This window comes from Rhodococcus sp. GXMU-t2271, assembly GCF_041414735.1.
Taxonomy (GTDB): domain Bacteria; phylum Actinomycetota; class Actinomycetes; order Mycobacteriales; family Mycobacteriaceae; genus Rhodococcus; species Rhodococcus indonesiensis.
This window is the reverse complement of record NZ_JAUIZP010000006.1, coordinates 25,400-43,723: the sequence shown is the minus strand read 5'-3', so window position 1 is coordinate 43,723 and position 18,324 is coordinate 25,400. Positions and strand designations below refer to the sequence as shown.

Below are 18,324 nucleotides of genomic sequence, written 5' to 3'. Positions count from 1 at the left end.
GGTCACCTGTCCCAGAATGTGAGATGCCTCGGCTGCAATGGGAAGATGGTGAGGTGTCATCTCCACAGCAGCCCGTGCCACCACGCCCATCATCCCATACGGCGGAACAGCAGCCGCAGGTCATCCAGATTTCCCGGCTCGCGCTGCTCGCGTGCGGGTTCGTGCTGCTCGGAGTGGCCTCCCCGGCCCTGGCCTGGCCCGCCGCGTTCGGCTGGATGGTGGTGATCCCGTTCCTCGTCGCCGCATGGGTGCTGCGGGTGCGCACCGTCGTCGGCCCCGAAGGCATCACGGCCCGATCCGCGTTCTCCACCCGGACGCTCGCCTGGGACGAGCTCGACGGCCTGCGGTTCCCCAAGCGGGGCTGGGCACGCGCCCGCCGCACCGACGGCACCGAGGTCCCCCTCCCGGTCGTCACGTTCGGCCGCCTCCCCCAGCTCGCCGCCGGCAGCGGCGGTCGCATCACCGACCCGTACGCCGCCGCGCACGACGCCCAGGCGCGGGAACAGGCCACAGACACCGAGCCGGACGCGGACGTCGAGTCGAAATAGCACACGGGTAGATTCGACGTCGCCCAGGCCTGCTCCCGCCCCGCCCGGGGGAGCCCGGCCCCCGGTGTCGCCGCGCCCGCGCAGCATGCAGCCCGAAGAGCCCTAGCCCCCGAGGAATCCGATGCCCCCGTTGAGGTCACGCACCACCACCGCCGGACGCAATGCCGCCGGGGCTCGCGCCCTGTGGCGTGCCACCGGCATGACCGACTCCGACTTCGGCAAACCGATCGTCGCGATCGCGAACTCCTACACGCAGTTCGTGCCCGGCCACGTGCACCTCAAGGACGTCGGCGACATCGTCGCCGAGGCGGTCCGGGCCGCGGGCGGTGTGCCGCGCGAGTTCCACACCATCGCCGTCGACGACGGCATCGCCATGGGGCACGGCGGCATGCTGTACTCCCTGCCCAGCCGCGAGATCATCGCCGATTCGGTGGAATACATGGTCAATGCGCACACCGCCGACGCGCTGGTGTGCATCTCCAACTGCGACAAGATCACCCCGGGCATGCTCAACGCTGCGATGCGCCTGAACATCCCGACGGTGTTCGTCTCGGGCGGTCCGATGGAGGCGGGCAAGGCGGTGGTCGTCGGCGGTGTCGCGCAGGCCCCCACCGACCTGATCACGGCGATCTCGGCGTCGGCCAACGACGCCGTCACCGACGAGGGCCTCGACGAGGTCGAGCGCAGCGCCTGCCCGACGTGCGGGTCGTGCTCGGGCATGTTCACCGCGAACTCGATGAACTGCCTGACCGAGGCGCTCGGACTGGCACTGCCCGGCAACGGCTCGACGCTGGCCACCCACGCGGCACGCCGCGCGCTGTTCGAGCGGGCCGGGACCACGGTCGTCGAGGCGGCGTTGCGCTGGTACCGGGACGAGGACGCGTCGGTCCTGCCGCGCAACATCGCCTCCCCCGCCGCGTTCCGGAACGCCATGGCGCTCGACGTCGCGATGGGCGGCTCGACCAACACCGTGCTGCACACGCTCGCCGCCGCGCAGGAGGGCGAGGTCGACTTCGACCTCACCACGATCGACGCGATCAGCCGCAAGGTGCCGTGCCTGTCGAAGGTCTCCCCGAACTCGGACTACCACATGGAGGACGTCCACCGGGCCGGCGGCATCCCGGCGATCCTCGGCGAGCTGCGCCGCGGCGGCCTGCTCGAGACGGACGTGACCACGGTCCACACCGCGAGCTTCGACGAGTGGCTCGACACGTGGGACATCCGTTCCGGTAAGGCCTCCGACGAGGCGATCGAGCTGTTCCACGCGGCGCCCGGCGGCGTCCGCACGACCGAGCCCTTCTCCACCGACAACCGCTGGTCGTCGCTGGACACCGACGCCGCAGGCGGCTGCATCCGGGACGTCGAGCACGCCTACACCGTCGAGGGTGGACTCGTCGTCCTGCGCGGCAACCTCGCCCCGGACGGTGCGATCCTCAAGACCGCCGGCATCGACGAGGATCTGTTCACCTTCGAGGGCCCGGCGCTCGTCGTCGAGTCGCAGGAGGAGGCCGTCTCGGTGATCCTCGGCAAGAAGGTGCAGCCCGGTGACGTGGTGGTGGTCCGCTACGAGGGACCCGCCGGCGGCCCCGGCATGCAGGAGATGCTGCACCCCACCGCATTCCTCAAGGGCGCGGGCCTGGGCAAGCAGTGCGCCCTGATCACCGACGGCCGCTTCTCCGGTGGCACCTCGGGGCTGTCGATCGGGCACATCTCGCCCGAAGCTGCGTCCGGTGGTGTGATCGGTCTGCTCGAGAACGGCGACCGGATCCGGATCGACGTTCCCTCCCGCACCCTCGAGGTCCTCGTCGACGAGGCCGTTCTCGCCGAGCGGCGCGCCAAGATGGAGGCGTCGGAGCGGCCGTGGCAGCCGGTCGACCGGCAGCGCACGGTCACCACCGCGCTGCGCGCCTACGCGGCGTTGGCCACCTCGGCCGACAAGGGCGCCGTCCGCCAGGTGCCGTAGGCACCGGTGTGTCCTTCGGGCTGCCGGGGCAACCCGAAGGACACACCGGCCGCGTCAGCGGCCGAACAGCCAGAGGCAGACCCCGCCGGCGACGCCGAGCAGCAGTGCGACGAAGGAGCCGAGGAACGGCCGGGTCGCCCAGCCGCGGGTGCCGTCGATCGCGATGCGGCCCGGGCCGGTCAGGACGATCACCGCCGCGGTGGCCGCGAGCAGGGTCTCGTACTCGACCCCGTCCGGTGCGAAGTACTGCAGTCCCGGCTCGGCGGACTGCCGGAACAGCCACGCGTTGATCATGATCGCCAGCACGGCGGCGGCGGCGAGCGGGGTGAGCAGGCCGAGGATCAGCAGCGCTCCGGCCGCCACCTCCCCCACCGCACCGAGCACCGCGAGCAGAGCCGGACGCTGGTAGCCGGCGTCGGCGAGCATCGCCTCGAACCCGTCCATACCGGGACCGCCCCACAGCCCGGTCAGCTTCTGCAGCCCGTGCACCACCATGGTGGCGCCGACGACCAGCCGCAGCACGAGCAGCCCCAGGTCCAGGCTGCCGCGACGCGCCTTCGCCGGACCGGTCGAGGCCCCCTCCTCCACGCCGACGGCAGCCGCGGTCGCGCCGCCCGGCTCGTACCGGTACAGCTGTTCGGTGGGCGCGACGCCGGAGTCGTCGTAGCCGTACTGCGCCGGTCGGTCGAAGGCGGAGTTGTCGAGGTCGAGGTCGTCGTCGGATTCGAGCATCGACGAACGGGGACGCCGCAGCTCCAGCGTGGGTTCGTCGTAGGGACTCGACACCGGCTCCGCGGCATTGTGCGGCGTCGGCTCCGGAAGGTGGTCTTTCGCCTTGTCGGTCACCGGACCAGGGTAGGTCGACCGGGAGGGCCGACCCGGGAACCGAGGCGGGGCGCGCCGCCCCGGTAACGTCATGGACATGACGAGGCGCGCGAGAGTCGGTGGGTCGCGACGGATGCGAACGGCGGTCGCGTCGATCGTGGGTCTGCTCGCCCTCACCACGTCGTGCGCCCGGTTCGACGACGCAACCACCACGCCGTTCACCCCGGAACCGAGTTTCGACGCGGGCGCCGAACTCGAACCGCTCGAACCCCCGACGGCAACCACGACGACGGGCGCACCGCCCACACCGCCGGGCCCGTGCCAGGACCCCGACCCCGCGGTGGTCGCCACCTGTCTCGATACCACGGGCGGGCTGGTCACCCTGCCCGACGGCGGCTCCGCGCTCGTCGCGGAGCGGCGCACCGGCCGGATCCTGCGGGTGGCGCCGCGAACGGAGCCGGTGGAGGTGGCGACCGTGCCGGTCGACGGATCCGGCGACGGTGGGCTCCTCGATCTCGCACTGTCGCCGACCTACGACGAGGACCGGCTGCTCTACGCCTACATCACCACCCCCACCGACAACCGCGTCGTGCGGCTCGCCGCGGGCGACGTCCCGAAGCCGGTGTTCACCGGCATCCCGCGGGGAGCGAGCGGGAACGCGGGGGCGCTCGAGTTCACCTCCCCCACCGACCTGGTGGTGCTGACCGGCAATGCCGGAGACGCGGCCGCGGCGGCCGATCCGGCCTCGCTCGCCGGAAAGCTGCTGCGCATGCCCGTGCCGGCGCCCGGTGCGGCTGCCGCGCCGTCGGTCGTGCTGTCCGGGATCGGGACGGCGGGCGACGTGTGCCGGGACCCCGCCGGGAACCTGTGGATCACCGACCGCACCGTCCTCGAGGACCGGCTGCAGCGTGTCGACGTGGACGGCGCGGTGAGCACATCCCCGGCGTGGACGTGGCCCGAACGTCCGGGCGTGGCCGGATGCGCGGCCGGTGCGGACGCGGTCGCGGTGTCGCTGACGGACGGCAAGGCGGTGGCGGTGGTCGCCGTCGACCCCGGAACCGGGGCGGTGACGGCCGCGCCCGTGACGGCCGTACAGGACCGCTACGGCCGACTCGGCGGCGCGGCGGTGGGCGGCGACGGGCAGCTGTGGGTGTCCACCGTCAACAAGTCCGGTGGCGACCCGGGCCCGAACGACGATCGGGTCGTGCTGATCCAGTTCCCCGCAGGCGGCGGCGGATTCGACTAGCCGGAACCGTCCGGCACGGGTCCTTCACGACAGCGTGAAGGGCGGCTCGGCCGCATCGGTGAACGCGCCGCTCACGTTGCCCAGCAGACCCGGTTTCGCCAGGTCGAGCCTGCGGCAGGTCGAGAAGTCCATGTCGGCCGACCGGGTCCACACGATGTTCGGGCTGAACGACGACTCGAACATGTACAGCCCCTCGGTGAGGTCCGTCAGCGTGCGCCAGATCGTCATCGAGATGTTCGGCCGCTGCGGATCCGGCTCGCCGAAAGGCTGTGCAACGTTGCGCATGACGCTCAGCAGCGCCGCATACGCGCGGGTCGGCGTCTCCACGGCGGGCAACCGGTCGAGGTAGTAGCCGGCCCGGACGAAGCGGTCGGACGCTTCCGTCGTGCCCGGCAGCGGCTCGGATCCCCCGAAGCCGGTGAAGTTCTTCCGGAGTTCGATCTGTTCGTCGTAGGGCGGCGAGTTGGTCATCACGGTGTGCGCGCGGTCGTGGTGCACCCGCAGCGTTCCCCCGATGTGCTCGAGGATCAGGGAGTCGCCGTTCGCGTCCTCGAGGGCCAGATGCACGGTTGCGGGACGCCGGGACCGCGGTTCGATCAGCGGACGGACCTGGAAGGGCCGGTCGGCCATCAGCGCGAGGCACTCGTCGACGGTCCCGCACAGGTCCAGGAAGATCTGCGGCCACAGGGACACGGCGAGCGCGGGAACATCCGGGTTCCGTTCCCCGAAATCGGCTTCCGCCAGCCACAGCACGTGGGCGGCCAGCCCGGCCTCGTTGATCCCGTCGCTCGTGGCGTTGTCCCAGACGGTGGCCACCAGGCTGCCGTAGCGGGCCGTCCAGGTCATGGGGTCGGGATCACGGTCGTGCCCGATCCGGCCGGCCCCGCGCGGCAGCGACCACAGGTTCGTGTCCATCTCCTCGCGCCAGTCCATGTTCCGGCCGACGAGAACGCCGTGCCCGCTTCCGGTCCACATCGCCCGAGTGCACATCGATCCTCCAGAATGCCCGAGGGGAAATCCGGCCGTCCGTGCCGTGAGCATCGACATGCCGCCCGCGACGGGAACGACGATACGGACATTTCGGTCCGATTCGAGCGTTTTCGCGAACCAATCGACCGGAACGGCGCCGATCCCGTTCCGCGCACACGACTTGCACTGTGCTGCAATGACTTCGGTTCTACGCCCACCTCCCGCGCGGGCCGGTGCGACAATATCGCCGATCGGTCCGACGCAGTGGTACGCCCGAGGGGGGCCCGAAATGACCACACGACTGAACCCGTACATCAGTTTTCGCGACAATGCCCGCCAGGCCATGGAGTTCTACCGGTCCGTGTTCGGCGGAGAACTGAACGTGAGCACGTTCGCAGAGATGCACGCGAGCGACGACCCGTCCGAGCAGGACAAGGTCATGCACTCGATGCTGTCGAGTCCGAACGGACTCGTCCTGATGGCGGCGGACACCCCCAGCCAGATGAGTTACAGCCCGGGGGACAACATCTCGATATCCCTCAGCGGCGACGACGAGACCGAGCTGCGTGGCTACTGGGACAAGCTCAGCGACGGCGGAACCGTCGCCATGCCGCTCGAGCGAGCACCGTGGGGCGACCACTTCGGCATGTGCACCGACAGGTTCGGCATCCAGTGGATGGTGAACATCGCCGGCGAATCGCAGTAGGCACACGCGAGGGGGCGGCTACCGTACCGGCGGGCCGCCCCCGACGAACTCAGCTGCAGGCAGCGAGGACGAGCTCCTTGACCAGGGCCGGGTCGGCCTGGCCGCGGGTGGCCTTCATCACGTCGCCGACGATCTTGCCGGCTGCCTGGACCTTGCCGCTGCGGATCTTGTCGGCGATGTCGGGGTTGGCGGCCAGCGCCTTCTCCACCTCCGACTTGATCAGCGAGTCGTCGCGCACGACCACCAGCTCGGGGTGGGCAGCGAGGATCTGCTTCGGGTCGCCCTCTCCGGCGAGCACGTAGTCGACGACCTTGCGCGCGAGCTTGTTGGTGAGCGTGCCGTCGGCGACGAGGGCGATCACCTCTGCGACCTGCGCCGGGGTGATGGGCAGCTCGCCGAGCTCGACGCCGCGGCTGTTGGCCTGCTGCGCCAGGTAGGCGACCCACCAGGACCGGGACTCCGAGGCCGGGGCCCCGGCCTCGGTGGTGGCGATGATCAGGTCCAGGGCGCCGGCGTTGACGAGGTCACGCATCTCCTCGTCGGAGATGCCCCACTCGGCCTGGATCCGGGCGCGCCGCAGCCACGGCAGCTCGGGCAGGGTCGCGCGCAGTTCCTCGACCCACTCCGTGCTCGGAGCGATCGGTTCGAGGTCCGGTTCCGGGAAGTAGCGGTAGTCCTCCGCGGTCTCCTTGCGCCGGCCCGGGGAGGTGGTACCGTCCGCCTCCTGGAAGTGCCGGGTCTCCTGCACCACGGTGTCACCCGCGGTCAGAACCGCGGCCTGGCGGCGCATCTCGTACCGCACGGCGACCTCGACCGACTTCAGGGAGTTGACGTTCTTCGTCTCGGTCCGGGTGCCGAACTCCGCCGCTCCGATCGGATTGAGCGAGACGTTGGCGTCGCACCGCATCGAGCCCTGGTCCATGCGCACGTCGGACACGTCGAGAGCCTTCAGCAGGTCCCGCAGTGCGGTGACGTAGGCGCGGGCGACCTCGGGGGCGCGCTCGCCGGCACCGACGATCGGCTTGGTGACGATCTCGATGAGCGGCACCCCCGCCCGGTTGTAGTCGAGCAGCGAGTGACTCGCCCCGTGGATGCGGCCCGTGGCGCCACCCACGTGCAACGACTTGCCGGTGTCCTCCTCCATGTGGGCGCGCTCGATCTCCACCCGCCACGTGGTGCCGTCGTCGAGGACCACGTCCAGGTGGCCGTCCGTGGCGATCGGCTCGTCGTACTGCGAGATCTGGTAGTTCTTCGGCTGGTCCGGGTAGAAGTAGTTCTTCCGCGCGAACCGGCCCCACGGCGTGATCGAGCAGTTGAGCGCCAGCCCGATGCGGATCGCCGACTCCACCGCCGCCTGGTTGACCACGGGCAGCGAACCGGGCAGACCGAGGCACACCGGGCACACCTGGGTGTTCGGTTCGGCTCCGAACGTGGTGGGGCACGGGCAGAACATCTTGGTGGCGGTGTGCAGTTCGACGTGCACCTCCATGCCCATCACGGGCTCGAACTTCGCGAGCACCTCGTCGTAGGCGAGCAGATCATCGGACATGGCGGCAGTCATGGGCTCGATTTTAGACGGTGCCGACATCCGGCGATCCGGCGCTCACGCCCGGCGTGAGCTCACCCGAAGATGATCCGCATCTCCTCGTAGCGGTCCTTCGGCACCCGCTTGTGGTTGGCGAGCGCCTCGTCGAAACCGACCCGGACGATGTCGGTTCCGTGCAGCGCCACCATGTGGCCCCACTCCTCGTCGGCGACGAGATCGGTGACCGCCATGCCCAGGCGGGTGGCGAGTACCCGATCGAAGGCCGTGGGCACGCCGCCCCGCTGGATGTAGCCGAGGATCGTGGCACGGGTCTGGATGCCCGTGCGCTCCTCGATCATCGGGGCGAGGACGTCGGCGATGCCGCCGAGCCGCGGCCGGTCGAACTCGTCGCGTCCCTTGTCGGAGTACGCCTCGGCCATGTCCGGCAGGGTGAATCCCTCCGCGACCACCACCATCGGGGCGCGGCCGCGGTCCCGGACACTGGTGACCCATTCGCAGATCTGTTCGATGCTCTCGGGTTGTTCGGGGATGAGGATGGCGTGGGCGCCCCCGGCGGTGCCGGAGTGCAGCGCGATCCACCCCGCCTCCCGGCCCATCACCTCGAGGACCATGCAGCGCTTGTGCGAGTTGCCGGTGGTGCGCAGCCGGTCGATCGCCTCGGTGGCGATCTCGACGGCGGTGTCGAATCCGAAGGTGTAGTCGGTTCGGCCGAGATCGTTGTCGATGGTCTTGGGTACCCCGACGATCCGGATGCCCTCCTCGAACAGCCGCTTGGACGCGGCGGCCGTGCCCTCGCCGCCGATGGCGATCACGGCGTCGACGCCCATGCGCTCGAGCGTGCGGGCGATGTTCTGCGCGCCGCCGTCCGGTCCCTGATAGGGGCCGAACCGGCTGGTGCCGAGGATGGTGCCGCCCTGATGCGACAATCCGCGAACTTTGCTGCGGTCCAAGGGGATTGCATCGCCTTCCACCAATCCGCGCCAGCCGTCGAGGAACCCGACGAATTCCTGGTCGTAGACGGTCCTGCCCTTGAGGACCGCTCCGCGGATCACCGCGTTCAGGCCGGGGCAGTCCCCGCCGCTGGTGAGAATGCCGATGCGCGTCATTCGTTCCTCCGTGCAGGTTGTCGGTGGTCCTCCCGGCAATACTGCCCCGGCACGGCGCCCGCGGCATCCCGATCGCCGGCGTCGCTCACCCCGGCACGACCAGTCCGGACTCGTATGCCAGCACCACCGCCTGTGCCCGGTCCCGCAGGTGCAACTTCCCGAACACCTTCCCCACGTGCGTCTTGACCGTCTGCTCGGCGACGAACAGGTGAGCGGCGATCTCCTGATTCGACAGTCCTCGGGCAATCAGCTCGAGCACCTCACGTTCGCGCGGGGTGAGCACGTCGAGTGCCCGGTCGCGGCCGCGGCGCGGCGATCGCCGGCGGGTGACGTCCGCGATGAGCCGGCGTGTGACGGTCGGGGCGAGCAGCGCCTGGCCGTCGGCGACGACGCGGACCGCCCGGACCAGTTCCTCGGCGGGCGCGTCCTTGAGCAGGAACCCGCTGGCGCCGAGGCTCAGCGCCTCGTAGACGTAGTCGTCGATGTCGAACGTGGTGAGCATCAGTACCCGCGTGGGCGGATCGGCCCGCCCGCCCAGGATGTGCCGGGCCGCGTCGAGTCCGTTCATCTCGGGCATCCGGACGTCCATCAGGACGACGTCGGGCCGCAGGCGGGCCGCCTCCGCGACGGCCCGCCGGCCGTCCGGAGCGTCGCCGACGACGCTGATGTCGGGTTGGGCGGCGAGCAGCGCGCCGAAGCCCTGCCGAACCATGGCCTGGTCGTCGGCGATCAACACGGTGATGGGGCTCGGGTCCGTCACGGCCTCAGCCTAGGCTGCCGGGACGCGCGGCAGCTGCGCTCGCACCTCGAAGCCACCGCCCGGGGCGGGATGGGCGACGAGGTGGCCTCCGACCGCCAGGGCCCGGTCGACCATGCCGCGGATGCCGTTGCCGCCGCTGCGGTCCCCCGGCCCGGGCCCCGCCTGCCCGGGGCCGTTGCACACGGTCACGCTCACCTCGTCCGGCCCGTAGCCCACGCGGACCCGCACCGGCGCACCGGAGGCGTGGCGGGCGGCATTGGCGAGCGATTCCTGCAGGATGCGGTACACCGTCAGGGCCGTGGCGTCCGAGACGCCGGACGGATCACCGTTCTCCGCGATGGACAGGACCATGCCGGCGCGCCGCGCCCCCTCGAACAGGTCCCCGAGCCGGTCCAGGCCGGGCTGCGGATCCTGCACCCGTTCGTCGTCGGCGCCCCTGTCGTCGGGGAGGCTGTCGCTCCGGAGCACCCCGAGCATGCCGCGCACCTCGTTCAGCGCCTCGCGCGCGGTCGCCCCGATGGAGTCGAACTCGGCGCGTACCGGCTCGGAGACGCCCGGCAGACGGTACGGGGCGCTCTGCGCCTGCACGACGACGAGGGACATGTGGTGCGCGACGATGTCGTGCAGGTCTCGGGCGATGCGGGCCTTCTCCTCGAGGATCGCCCGGCGGGCCCGTTCGAGTTCGCTGACCTCCTCCTGCCGGGCGAGCTGGCGGCGGGACAGCACGAGCCACCGCACGAGCAGGCCGAACACCGCCATCGCGGTCAGGCCGAGTGCCCACCCCCAGCCGTCCTGCCCCGGCACGTGAGTGAAGAACAGGACCACGGTGGCCGCCCACACGAGCCCGGCGACCTGCAGGGAAGCGCGCATGCTCACCGCGACGAGAAGCGCGCACAGCACGAGGATGTGCACCACCTGCCAGGGGTAGTCGTAGCCGGGGACGAGGTCGAAGGCGCGGGGGATGGCCAGCGCGGCCCCGGCCGAAACCGCCCAGCCGAGGGCGGGATCGGTCCGGATCGCCACGAACGGCCAGGCCGCGAGCGCCGCGACGACGGGCATCAGCGCGACGGGCACCTCGTGAGTGAGGTGCAGGGTGGGCCACGCGACCGCATACAGGATCAGGGTCACCGCCACGATCGCGATCGTCCCCCAACGGCCGCGGCCGTGTTCTCTCGTCCAGCGCACGGCACCACGGTAGGTCCGGGGCGTGTGCACTGTCGTCATACCGGGGAGTGAGATCCGCCTGGCCCCGTGGCGGCAGACGCTCGTGGCCGGACCGCTCCGTCGCGGGATCTCCGGCAGTCCCCGCCGTCCCTAACGTCCGCCACATGCGCAGACCACCCATGACAGCACTACTGGGCACGGCCGCAGCGCTGTGTCTGGGAACCACGTGGGCACAGCCCGCTCCGCCGACGCGGCCGGATCCGGACACCGTGACTGCGACAGTGGCGGCACTGTCCGAGGGCGACACCGCGGCGGCACTCGACACCTTCCCGGACGGCTTCGAGCCGGCGATACACTATCGACCGGTCACAGAGGACGGGATCCTGGTGGACCCGCTCGGCGGCTGCTCCTCCCCCGTCCCCCTGCCGGACTTCTTCGAAACTCCTTGCCGGGAGCACGATCTCGGATACGACCTGTTGCGGTACGCGCGGTCGTCGGGACACGAACCGGGTCCGCAGGCGCGGCGCGGCCTGGACGCCCGGCTGAGCCGGCAGCTGCACGAGGCGTGCCGCGCGACGGCGCCCGGCGACGACTGGTGCGACGTCACCGCGACTGTGACTTCGTTTGCAGTACGGGTGAATTCGTGGCGGCAACGCGACGGAGTCCCGATCCCCGAGTCACCGCTTCCGTACGCGGCCGCGGTGTGGGGGCTGGTTGCAGCGGCGCGATGGACGCCCCGATGAGGGGGCGCGCGACGTCGCAGGACTCGGGGTTCGACGCCCTCGCAGGGCGCTGCCCGCGGGTGGCGACGACCGCAGCCGTGACGGTGGCCGTGTGGGTCTCGCTCGCGCCGTCGCTGCTGCCCCGTCCGGCCCTGGCGCAGGCCGCGGTCTCCGGATGCGCCGCCGCAGCCGCGGCGGGAGCCGCCGGCCTGTGCCGCCGGCGGAACGCGGGATCCGCGTGCCCCGCAGCGCGGCTGGTGGCGCTGCTCGCCGCAGCCGTCGCGCTGGGGTGGACGGTTCTCGCTGCAGCGCAGTGGCAGGACGGGTTGCGGGCCGCGATGGGGCGGCCCCCGACGGGCCCGGCGCACTGGATCGTCGTGTGCGTGTGCTCCTCGTGCGTACTCGGCGCGGTGCGGGTGCTCGGCCGGGTTCGGGAGACGTGGCGGCGGGCGGGTGTCCGCGCGGCCGCCGCCACGGCCGTCGCGGTGATGCTGGGAGCGGTCGCCGCGGTCGCTCCCGTCGGGGCCGGGCAGGTGTATCCGGACGCGGCGCCCGTCGCCGCCACCACGGCCGGGGGTCCGTCGTCGCTGGTGGCGTGGCAGTCCCTGGGCGACGAGGGTCGCCGTTTCGTAAGCGCCGACGCGCGAGCGATCCGCACATACGTGGGGCTCGAATCCGCGCCGGACGTCCGTTCGCGCGCAGCGCTCGCCGTCCGCGAACTCGAGCGCGCGGGCGGGTTCGCACGCGCCCATGTCGTAGTGGTGGTGCCCACCGGCTCGGGGTGGGTCGACCCCGCCGCGATGCGGGGGTTCACCTCGCTGTTCGGCGGCGACGTCGCGCTCGTCGCGCAGCAGTACTCGGCCGCACCCAGCTGGGTGACCTTCCTGTTCGACCGGAACGCGGCGGCGGAGTCGGCCCGCGCCCTGCTCACGTCCGTGCGTTCCCGCATCGATGCCCTGGACCCGGTCCGGCGTCCACAGGTGCACGTGTACGGGCAGAGCCTCGGCTCGATCGGGGGCAGCGCCGCCCTCGCGGCGACCGTGACGGGTCCGTGCACGGCGATCTGGGCCGGTCCACCGGCAGGCGCGGTGCGCACGGACGGGGCGGTCGTCACCGCGAACACGTCGGATCCGGTGGTGTGGTGGCAACCGTCGCTGCTGTGGTCACCGCCCGACCTGTCCCGTGCGCGGCGCGACGCGCCCGTGCCGCGGTGGCTGCCGGTGGTCAGCTTCGTGCAGGCGACGCTGGATCTGCCGGTGGCGCTGGACGCACCTCCCGGGCACGGGCACCGCTACGGCCCGGACCAGGCCCGGTGCGACCGCCCCTGACGCGGCGGTCGCACCGGGAGCCGGACTCAGGCGACGATCGGGCCGCGGGCGGCCTCGAACGCGGCGCCGACGCGGTAGAGCCGCTCGTCGGCGAGGGCCGGGGCCATGATCTGCAGACCGACGGGCAGCCCGTCGTCGGCGGACAGCCCGGACGGAACGGACATCGCGCAGTGCCCGGCAAGGTTGGTCGGGAGCGTGCACAGGTCCGACAGGTACATCGCCAGCGGATCGTCGACCTTCTCGCCGATCTTCCACGGCGTGAAGGGACTGGTCGGCGAGACGAGGACGTCGACCTGCTCGTACGCCTTCTCGAAGTCCCGCGCGATGAGGCTGCGGACCTTGAGCGCCTGCCCGTAGTAGGCCTCGTAGTAGCCGGAGGACAACGCGTAGGTCCCGATCATGATGCGGCGCTTGACCTCCTTGCCGAACCCGGCGGCCCGGGTGGCGGCCATGACCTGCTCGGCGCTCATCGTGCCGTCGTCGACGCGCAGGCCGTAGCGCATGGCGTCGAAGCGGGCCAGGTTGGACGAGACCTCGGACGGCAGGATGAGGTAGTACGAGGCGAGCGCGTATTCGAAGTGCGGGCAGGAGACCTCGACGACCTCGGCGCCGAGCGCGGTCAGTTCGGCCACGGCCGCGTCGAACGACGCCAGCACGCCCGGCTGGTAGCTGTCCGAGTGCAGTTCCTTGACGACCCCGATGCGCAGCCCCTTCAGGTCGCCCTGCGCGCCCTGGCGGGCGGCCTCGACGACGGGCCGGACGGGCGCGTCCACCGACGTGGAGTCGCGCGGGTCGTGGCCGGCGATCACCTCGTGCAGCAACGCGGTGTCGAGCACGGTGCGGCCGCACGGGCCGCCCTGGTCGAGGGACGACGCGCACGCGACGAGACCGAACCGGGAGACCGTGCCGTAGGTGGGTTTGGTGCCGACCGTGGCGGTGACGGCGGCCGGCTGGCGGATCGACCCGCCGGTGTCGGTGCCGATCGCCAGCGGCGCCTGGTAGGAGGCCAGCGCGGCGGCCGAACCGCCACCGGACCCACCGGGGATGCGGGTGGTGTCCCACGGGTTGCGGGTGGGGCCGTACGCGGAGTTCTCGGTGGACGAGCCCATGGCGAACTCGTCCATGTTGGTCTTGCCCAGGATCGGGATGCCCGCCTGCCGCAGCTTCGTCGTCAGGGTCGCGTCGTACGGCGACATCCAGCCCTCGAGGATCTTCGAGGCACACGTGGTGGGCATGTCGGTCGTGGTGAACACGTCCTTGAGGGCGATCGGGACCCCGGCGAGCGGCGAGGCCGGGCTCTCCCCCGCCGCGACCACGCGGTCCACCTCGGCTGCCGCGGCCAGCGCCTGGTCGCCCGCCACGTGCAGGAAGGCGTGGTACTCGCCGTCGACCTCGGCGATGCGGTCGAGGTGCGCACGAGTCACCTCGACCGACGACAGGTCGCCGGAGTGGATGCGTTCGGCGAGATCGGCCGCGGACAGCCGGGTGAGGTCGGTGCTCATTCGCCCTCCCCCAGGATCTGCGGGACGGAGAAGCGGCCGTCCTCGACCAGCGGGGCAGCGGCGAGCGCCTGCTCCGGGGTCAGGCCCGGGTGCACCTCGTCGGGGCGGGTCACGTTGGTCACCGCGTTCGGGTTGGCCATCGGCGCCACATCGTCCGCGGCCACCTCCGACACAGCCTTGACGTGGCTGAGGATCGTATCCAGCTGGCCGGCGAACTCGTCGAGTTCGGCGTCGGTCAGCGCGAGCCGGGACAACCGGGCGAGGTGCGCGACCTCGTCACGGGAGATGGCAGGCACCTTCGGTGACCCCTTTCCGATGAAGAAACGAACGTGCCGTCCAGGGTAGTGCGTGCCGAACGGCACGGTTTCGCCGGTTCCCCGGACCGTCGCCGGCCGCCGGCCGTGTTGCAGTTCGGAGAAACACCTGTGTCGTTCGTGTGACAAGGGGCGCGTGACCGGCGGTTTCCCGGCAGGTCTCGGCGCCGCTGTGCCGGAGCGGCGTCCGGTAGGGGTTCGGGGGTGAAAAGATGGTGTCCGTCGCAGGCCGGCCGCCTCGGCCGTGACTTCGGAACCGGGAAAGGACGCTCGTGTCGTACCTGTTACGCGTCCAGCTTCCCGATCGCCCGGGCAGCCTCGGCTCACTCGCCGTCGCGCTCGGGTCGGTCGGTGCGGACATCCTCTCGCTCGACGTCGTCGAGCGCGGCGCCGGCTTCGCGATCGACGATCTCGTCGTCGACGTCGATGCCGGTTCGCTGCCGGACACGCTCATCACGGCCGCCGAACGCCTCGAGGGCGTGACGGTGGACTCGATCCGGCCCTATGCGGGAATCCTCGACACCCACCGCGAACTCGAGCTGATCGACCAGGTTGCCACCGCACGCCACGACCGGTTGCAGGTGCTCGTCGACGGCGCACCCCGGGTGCTGCGGGTCGGCTGGGCGACCGTCGTGGACACCGGCCCGCACGGCGCGTACCGGGTGGTGGGCAGTTCCGGTGCCCCCGAGACCCGGCCGGCGGAGGTGCCGTGGATGCCGCTCGAGAAGCCCATGCTGCTCGACCACGAGGGCGAGTGGGTGCCCGACCTGTGGCGGACGATGAACACGACTCTGGCGGCGGCGCCGCTGGGCACCCACGGGCGGGTGCTGATGCTCGGCCGGCCCGGCGGCCCGGAGTTCCGCCCGTCCGAGGTGGCCCGGCTCGGCTACCTGGCCGGCATCATCGGCACGGTCCTCGGCTGACCGGACGGCTCAGACCAGTTCGCGTACCAGGGTGGTCAGCTCCACGCCGGGCACCGGCGCCCAGTCGCGCTCGGTGACCGGGACGAATCCGTTGCGGTCGTAGATGCGGCGCGCCTCGACCATGTCCGGCTGGGTGGAGAGCACCACCGCGCGGTCACCGCGGTCGTAGGCGGTGTCGAGGACGTGCCGCACCAGCGCCGACCCGACACCGCGCCCGCGCGCCGACGCCGCGACGGCCAGCATCCGGAACTCGAGTTCGCCCTTCTCGGCGACGTTCGCGAAGCGCGATGCCGGCTCGGCCAGCGTCACCGACCCGACGATCTCGCCGTCGACGAGCGCGATCACCACCTCGGCGTGTTCGTCGCGGGCGGCGGTGTCGCGCAGACGCACGGCGTACGGGTCGTCGGGCTCGACGAATCCGCCGCCGACGTACACGTCGACGGTGAGGGCGCCGACGGCGTCGTACTCGTCCGGGCTCACGCGTCTGATCTCGATCACTCGAGGACTATCGCAGTGCCCACCCCTTCCGCCCAAACGGTTCCCGAGCGATCCTCGTCACACCGGCACCGGCCGCCGGTCAGCTCTCGAGCTCGCCGAACTCCTCCTCGATCGCGTCGGTGCCCTCCGTGACGCCGGCCGGGCCGAGCTCGAGCAGGCGGCGGAACCCCTCCTCGTCGAGGACAGGGACGCCCAGCTCGGCCGCCTTGTCGGCCTTCGTTCCCGGCGCGTCCCCGACGACGACGAACGCGGTCTTCTTCGACACCGAGCCGGCCGCCTTGCCACCGCGGAGCAGGATCGCCTCCTTGGCCTGGTCCCGGGAGAACCCCTCGAGCGAGCCGGTGACGACGATCGACAGGCCCTCGAGGGTGCGTTCGACGGATTCGTCGCGCTCGTCGAGCATGCGCACCCCCGCCGCGCGCCACTTCTCGACGATCGCGACGTGCCAGTCGACCGCGAACCATTCGCCCAGCGCCGCTGCGATGGTCGGTCCGACCCCCTCCACTGCGGCGAGCTCGTCGACGGACGCCTCCCGGATCCGGTCGAGGCTGCCGAACTCGGTGGCCAGCGCCCGCGCGGCGGTCGGACCGACGTGCCGGATCGACAGCGCGACCAGCACCCGCCACAGCGGCTTGTCCTTGGCCGCACGAAGATTCGTGAGCAGCCGGGCGCCGTTGGCGGACAGCGCCCCGGCCTTGGTGCGGAAGAGCGACGTGCGCAGCAGGTCGTCGGCGGTCAGGTCGAACAGGTCGCCCTCGTCGGCGATGACCCCGGCCTCGAGCAGCGCGGTGGCCGCCTCGTACCCGAGGGCCTCGATGTCGAACGCGCCGCGGCCCGCGACGTGGAAGACCCGCTCGCGCAGCTGCGCCGGGCAGTACCGCTGGTTGGGGCAGCGCAGGTCCACGTCGCCTTCCTTGGCGGGGGCGAGCGGTGTCCCGCACTCGGGGCATTCGGTGGGCATGACGAACTCGCGTTCGGTGCCGTCGCGCAGGTCCACGACCGGCCCGAGCACCTCGGGGATGACGTCACCGGCCTTGCGCAGCACCACGGTGTCGCCGATCAGCACCCCCTTGCGTGCGACCTCCGACGCGTTGTGCAACGTGGCGAGGGAGACGGTCGATCCGGCGACCGTGACCGGTTCCATGTAGGCGAACGGGGTGACCCGGCCGGTACGGCCGACGCTGACCCGGATGTCGAGCAACTTGGTGGTCACCTCCTCCGGCGGGTACTTGTAGGCGATCGCCCACCGGGGCGCGCGCGAGGTGCTGCCGAGCCGCCGCTGCAGGGACACCTCGTCGATCTTGACCACGAGCCCGTCGATCTCGTGCTCGACGTCGTGGCGGTGCTCACCCCAGTACCGCATCCGGGCGAGGACCTCGTCGACGCCGACGACGCGGGCGGTGTGCCCGGAGACGGGCAGCCCCCAGGCGGCGAGGGCGGCGTAGGACTGCGACAGCGACACCGGCTCGAATCCCTCGACGTGGCCGAGCCCGTGGCAGATCATCCCGAGGCGCCGCCGCGCGGTCACCGCAGGGTTCTTCTGCCGCAGCGATCCGGCCGCCGTGTTGCGCGGATTGGCGAACGGGGCCTTGCCCTCGGCGACGAGGGCGGCGTTGAGCGCGTGGAAGTCCTCGAGCCGGAAGTACACCTCACCCCGCACCTCGAGCACGCGCGGAATCGGGAATTCGTCTGTCGCGGTGAGCCTTTCGGGGATGTCGTCGATCGTGAGGGCGTTGAGCGTGACCTCCTCGCCGGTGCGGCCGTCGCCGCGGGTGGCGGCCCGGCGCAGCCGGCCGTCCTCGTACACCAGGCTCAGCGCGACGCCGTCGATCTTCACCTCGCACAGGTAGTGCAGGTCCGGGCCGGTCTCGGCTTCCACGCGGGAGGCCCAGGCCCGCAACTCGTCCTCGGTGAAGACGTTGTCGAGGCTGAGCATCCGTTCGAGGTGGTCGACGGCGGTGAAGTCGGTGGCGAAGCCACCCCCGACGAGCTGGGTCGGGGAATCGGGGACGCGCAGGTCGGGGTAGTCGTCCTCGAGCTGCTTCAGCGTGCCGAGCAACTGGTCGAAGGCACCGTCGGAGATGATCGGCGCATCGCGCACGTAGTAACGGAACTGGTGCTCGCGCACCTCCTCCGCGAGTTGCTGCCAGCGCTCGCGCACCTCGGGCGGAGCTTGGGTGGGCGCGTCCGTCGATTCACTCACG

General features: G+C 71.5%; 17 protein-coding genes. 7 read left to right on the top strand and 10 right to left on the bottom strand.

The window, feature by feature from the left end; translation table 11 throughout:
* Positions 1-74: 74 nt before the first annotated feature.
* The gene (locus QYS60_RS03495; protein ID WP_040782613.1) at positions 75-548 is read left to right on the top strand and encodes a PH domain-containing protein; all 474 of its coding nucleotides are present in this window, start codon (positions 75-77) and stop codon (positions 546-548) included.
* Between the two features lie 121 nt (positions 549-669).
* The gene (gene ilvD / locus QYS60_RS03490; protein ID WP_371382452.1) at positions 670-2,511 is read left to right on the top strand and encodes a dihydroxy-acid dehydratase; all 1,842 of its coding nucleotides are present in this window, start codon (positions 670-672) and stop codon (positions 2,509-2,511) included.
* Between the two features lie 54 nt (positions 2,512-2,565).
* On the opposite strand, the gene QYS60_RS03485 is transcribed toward ilvD, so the two are convergent.
* Complete coding sequence (locus tag QYS60_RS03485) at positions 2,566-3,357, bottom strand: DoxX family protein (RefSeq protein WP_003936986.1); 792 nt, start codon at positions 3,355-3,357, stop codon at positions 2,566-2,568.
* A gap of 112 nt (positions 3,358-3,469) precedes the next feature.
* Between QYS60_RS03485 and QYS60_RS03480 the strand changes: the two genes are divergently transcribed.
* Positions 3,470-4,582 carry a PQQ-dependent sugar dehydrogenase gene (locus QYS60_RS03480; protein ID WP_371382484.1) on the top strand — a complete coding sequence of 371 codons (1,113 nt, stop codon included), beginning with the start codon at positions 3,470-3,472 and terminating at the stop codon, positions 4,580-4,582.
* Between the two features lie 24 nt (positions 4,583-4,606).
* On the opposite strand, the gene QYS60_RS03475 is transcribed toward QYS60_RS03480, so the two are convergent.
* The gene (locus QYS60_RS03475) at positions 4,607-5,557 is read right to left on the bottom strand and encodes a linear amide C-N hydrolase (protein ID WP_371382451.1); all 951 of its coding nucleotides are present in this window, start codon (positions 5,555-5,557) and stop codon (positions 4,607-4,609) included.
* Between the two features lie 283 nt (positions 5,558-5,840).
* Here QYS60_RS03475 and QYS60_RS03470 point away from each other — a divergent pair, with 283 nt between their 5' ends.
* Positions 5,841-6,257, top strand: coding sequence for a VOC family protein (locus tag QYS60_RS03470; protein ID WP_371382450.1), 417 nt, complete (start codon positions 5,841-5,843; stop codon positions 6,255-6,257).
* 49 nt (positions 6,258-6,306) lie between these two features.
* Here the strand turns inward: QYS60_RS03470 and gatB are convergent, their stop codons facing one another.
* The 4 genes from gatB to QYS60_RS03450 form a co-directional block, all read right to left on the bottom strand.
* Entirely contained in the window at positions 6,307-7,818 is a 1,512-nt protein-coding gene (gene gatB / locus QYS60_RS03465; RefSeq protein ID WP_371382449.1) for an Asp-tRNA(Asn)/Glu-tRNA(Gln) amidotransferase subunit GatB, read from the bottom strand.
* 59 nt (positions 7,819-7,877) lie between these two features.
* On the bottom strand, positions 7,878-8,909 hold the full coding sequence (locus tag QYS60_RS03460) for a 6-phosphofructokinase (protein WP_003936981.1): 1,032 nt from the start codon (positions 8,907-8,909) through the stop codon (positions 7,878-7,880).
* Positions 8,910-8,994: 85 nt separating this feature from the next.
* A complete protein-coding gene (locus QYS60_RS03455) occupies positions 8,995-9,669 on the bottom strand; it encodes a response regulator transcription factor (RefSeq protein ID WP_003936980.1) in 675 nt (224 codons plus the stop codon).
* Positions 9,670-9,678: 9 nt separating this feature from the next.
* Positions 9,679-10,893: a sensor histidine kinase gene (locus tag QYS60_RS03450; RefSeq protein WP_371382448.1), complete on the bottom strand. Its 1,215-nt coding sequence runs from the start codon at positions 10,891-10,893 to the stop codon at positions 9,679-9,681.
* A 104-nt stretch (positions 10,894-10,997) separates the two neighbouring features.
* On the opposite strand from QYS60_RS03450, the gene QYS60_RS03445 reads away from it, so the two are divergent.
* Positions 10,998-11,576: a hypothetical protein gene (locus QYS60_RS03445; protein WP_371382447.1), complete on the top strand. Its 579-nt coding sequence runs from the start codon at positions 10,998-11,000 to the stop codon at positions 11,574-11,576.
* On the top strand, positions 11,573-12,883 hold the full coding sequence (locus QYS60_RS03440) for an alpha/beta-hydrolase family protein (RefSeq protein ID WP_289378601.1): 1,311 nt from the start codon (positions 11,573-11,575) through the stop codon (positions 12,881-12,883). Before QYS60_RS03445 ends, QYS60_RS03440 begins: the two co-directional genes overlap by 4 nt.
* 26 nt (positions 12,884-12,909) lie before the next feature.
* Here QYS60_RS03440 and gatA read toward each other — a convergent pair whose 3' ends face one another.
* Together gatA and gatC are read right to left on the bottom strand one after the other, a co-directional pair.
* Complete coding sequence (gene gatA, locus QYS60_RS03435; protein ID WP_371382446.1) at positions 12,910-14,385, bottom strand: Asp-tRNA(Asn)/Glu-tRNA(Gln) amidotransferase subunit GatA; 1,476 nt, start codon at positions 14,383-14,385, stop codon at positions 12,910-12,912.
* Positions 14,382-14,681 carry an Asp-tRNA(Asn)/Glu-tRNA(Gln) amidotransferase subunit GatC gene (gene gatC, locus QYS60_RS03430; RefSeq protein ID WP_003936975.1) on the bottom strand — a complete coding sequence of 100 codons (300 nt, stop codon included), beginning with the start codon at positions 14,679-14,681 and terminating at the stop codon, positions 14,382-14,384. The genes gatA and gatC overlap by 4 nt, the downstream gene beginning before the upstream one ends.
* Positions 14,682-14,971: 290 nt before the next feature.
* On the opposite strand from gatC, the gene QYS60_RS03425 reads away from it, so the two are divergent.
* On the top strand, positions 14,972-15,622 hold the full coding sequence (locus QYS60_RS03425; protein ID WP_003936974.1) for a hypothetical protein: 651 nt from the start codon (positions 14,972-14,974) through the stop codon (positions 15,620-15,622).
* A 9-nt stretch (positions 15,623-15,631) separates the two neighbouring features.
* On the opposite strand, the gene QYS60_RS03420 is transcribed toward QYS60_RS03425, so the two are convergent.
* The gene (locus QYS60_RS03420) at positions 15,632-16,120 is read right to left on the bottom strand and encodes a GNAT family N-acetyltransferase (protein ID WP_371382445.1); all 489 of its coding nucleotides are present in this window, start codon (positions 16,118-16,120) and stop codon (positions 15,632-15,634) included.
* Between the two features lie 79 nt (positions 16,121-16,199).
* Entirely contained in the window at positions 16,200-18,323 is a 2,124-nt protein-coding gene (gene ligA, locus QYS60_RS03415) for an NAD-dependent DNA ligase LigA (RefSeq protein ID WP_054373648.1), read from the bottom strand.
* Position 18,324: the final 1 nt, after the last annotated feature.